Here is a 2585-nt window from a genome sequence, read left to right as displayed (position 1 = left end):
ATCGCTCGTTCGCCTACGAGAACGGCGGCATCCCGCACAATGAGCGCCTCGAATTCCTCGGTGACTCCGTGCTTGGTCAGGCCGTGACCGTGCGCCTCTTCACGCGGCATCCGGATCTCGACGAGGGCCAGCTCGCCAAGCGGCGCGCCGGCGTCGTCTCGACGATCGCCCTCGCCGAGGTCGCTCGCGGTATCGGTCTCGGCCAGCACGTCCGGCTCGGCCGGGGAGAGATCCTCACCGGCGGCAACGACAAGGACTCGATCCTCGCCGACACGATGGAAGCGCTCATCGGTGCCACGTATCTGTCGGCCGGTCCGGATGCCGCGACCGCCATGGTGCTGCGACTCGTCGAGCCCTTGATGGCCGACCCTGCCCGGTACGGCGCGGCGATGGACCCGAAGACCAGCCTGCAAGAGATCGCGGCTCGCCTCTCACTGCCCGCCCCCACCTACGCCGTCGAGGCGTCCGGCCCCGATCACGACCGGCGCTTCACGGCGACCGTCACGGTCGGAGACGTGGTGACCACGGGAACCGGGTCGAGCAAGAAGCAGGCCGAGATGGCCGCGGCGCTCACGGCCTGGCGCGAGCTCGACGCGCGTGCCTGAGCTTCCCGAGGTCGAGGTCGTCCGCGCCGGTCTCGAACCCGCCGTCACCGGCGCGCTCATCGCGTCGGTCGACGTTCGCGACGAACGAGCGCTCACCCGTCACACCGGCGGAGCGGCGCACTTCGAGGCGGCGCTCACCGGGCAGCGGATCAGCGCCGCCGTCCGGCGGGGCAAGTTCCTCTGGATGCCGTTCTCCGACGACGAAGCGATCGTCACGCACCTCGGCATGAGCGGGCAGATGCTGCTCCGGGTTCCGGGGGCCCCCGAGGAGCGCCACGAGCGCATCCGCATCGAGCTCGAGCACCCGGTCCACGGCCCGCTCTCGGTCGTGTTCGCCGATCAGCGGACATTCGGTTCGCTGGCCGTGGACCAGCTCGTCGACACTCCCGACGGCGCGGCGGCCGGACGGGGTTCGGATCTCGCGCGCGTGCCCACGCAGGTCGCGCACATCGCGCGCGATCCGCTCGACCCCGCTTTCGACGTCGCGCGCTTCCGGGCGCGACTCTCGCGCACATCCTCGGGGATCAAGCGCGTGCTGCTCGACCAGACCGTCGCGAGCGGCATCGGCAACATCTACGCCGATGAGTCGCTGTGGGCGGCACGCATCCACCCCGAGACCTCGGCATCCGTTCTTCCGACCCGGGCCGTGAATCGTCTGCTCGGCGAGGTCCGCGCGGTGCTCGACAAGGCACTGGCGGAGGGCGGAACGAGCTTCGACGCCCAGTACGTGAACGTGAACGGTCAGGCCGGCTACTTCGCGCACTCGCTCAACGCGTACGGGCGCACCGGTCAGCCGTGTCCCCGGTGCGCCCGGCCCATCGTGCGGGTGTCGTTCATGAACCGCTCGAGCCACTTCTGCCCGCACTGTCAGCGCGTGCGCTGATCGGCCATCGTCAGTCGAGCACCTTCTTCCACGCCCCCTCGTAAGCCACGGGCGCGAAGCCGATCGCCTCGTTGATCGAGAGCATCGGACGGTTCTCCTCCGCGTTGTAGGTGAGCACGCGCGGCGAGGCGGGCGCGATGTCGCGCCACGCGAGCAGACCCGCGCACTTCACGAGCATGCCGAGGCGGTGCCCGCGATGGGTACCCACGACGAGGGTGTCGTGCTGAGACGTCGCGGCCGTGCGGTCCTTGCCGATCGCGAGCTCGTTGAAGGCCACGAGGTCCCCGCTGTCGATGTGTTGCGCGGCCGTGACCAGCAGCAGACGTCCCGCATCGAGGTAGGTGCGCTCGTAGCGGCGTACGCGATCGGCATCCCACTTCTCCTCGTCGAACTCGAGTCCCGCCGCCGGGGCGTCGGTCACCATGCGTTCTTTCATGAGAGCCATTCCGTCGACGAACTCGTCGGGGGTCGGGAGGACCCACTGCACGACCCGGTATCCGGCGGAGGCCGACTCGGCTTCGGCGAGGAGCGCGCGAAGGCGGGGCTCCGCGGTCGTCAGGTCGAGAGCGCTGTTGCGTTCGACCTGTTCCAGAGCGTGCCCGGATGCCAGGAAGTACCGCGCGATGTGATCGTGCGGCACCGAACCGAAGCCGGTGGGAGCCTCGAGGTGAGGCCCGTCGGCGGCGGGGTGTTCCGCCCAGGACTGGAGCACGGTTCGACCGTGCTCTCGAGCGGTCTGTTCCACGAGCGCGTAGCCGGCGCGACCGATGCCGCGTCCCCAGACCGATCGAAGAAGCTCGACGAGCCAGTAGCCCGAACGGGCCCCGTCTTCCTGGGGGAGGTCGAGACCGATACGACCCACCGCCTCGCCGTCGAGAAGCACGAGCCACGAGAGACGCACCTGCGCGGGGTCAGGCTGGAAGTTCGGCAGAAGCTCGTCCGCCGGCATGGAGTGATCGTCGTGACCCGAGATCTCGGCGTACACGAGGTTGCGCACGCGGGTCATTTCGCGGAAGTCCGCGGCGTCATCGTCGTCGATGGAGGCGGGGATGTGCAGGCGTCGGAACTCGACGCCGTCGGGGAGCGAAGTCATCAGG

The 2585-nt window shown here is 69.5% G+C and carries 3 protein-coding genes; 2 read left to right on the top strand and 1 reads right to left on the bottom strand.

Going from position 1 to position 2585, the window contains the following annotated elements:
- On the top strand, positions 1 to 605 hold a 605-nt coding region (gene rnc, locus P2P98_RS05315; protein WP_275797886.1), incomplete at its 5' end, for a ribonuclease III.
- Positions 598 to 1488 (top strand): bifunctional DNA-formamidopyrimidine glycosylase/DNA-(apurinic or apyrimidinic site) lyase, encoded by an 891-nt coding sequence (mutM, locus tag P2P98_RS05310; protein WP_275797884.1) that lies wholly within the window; start codon positions 598 to 600, stop codon positions 1486 to 1488. The genes rnc and mutM, both read left to right, overlap by 8 nt.
- A gap of 10 nt (positions 1489 to 1498) precedes the next feature.
- On the opposite strand, the gene P2P98_RS05305 is transcribed toward mutM, so the two are convergent.
- The coding region (locus P2P98_RS05305) for a GNAT family N-acetyltransferase (RefSeq protein WP_275797882.1) at positions 1499 to 2585 on the bottom strand (1087 nt) is incomplete at its 5' end.

Origin of the sequence: Microbacterium sp. Kw_RZR3, assembly GCF_029222405.1 — a bacterium.
GTDB lineage: Bacteria > Actinomycetota > Actinomycetes > Actinomycetales > Microbacteriaceae > Microbacterium.
This window is presented reverse-complemented; position numbering and strand designations above follow the sequence as displayed.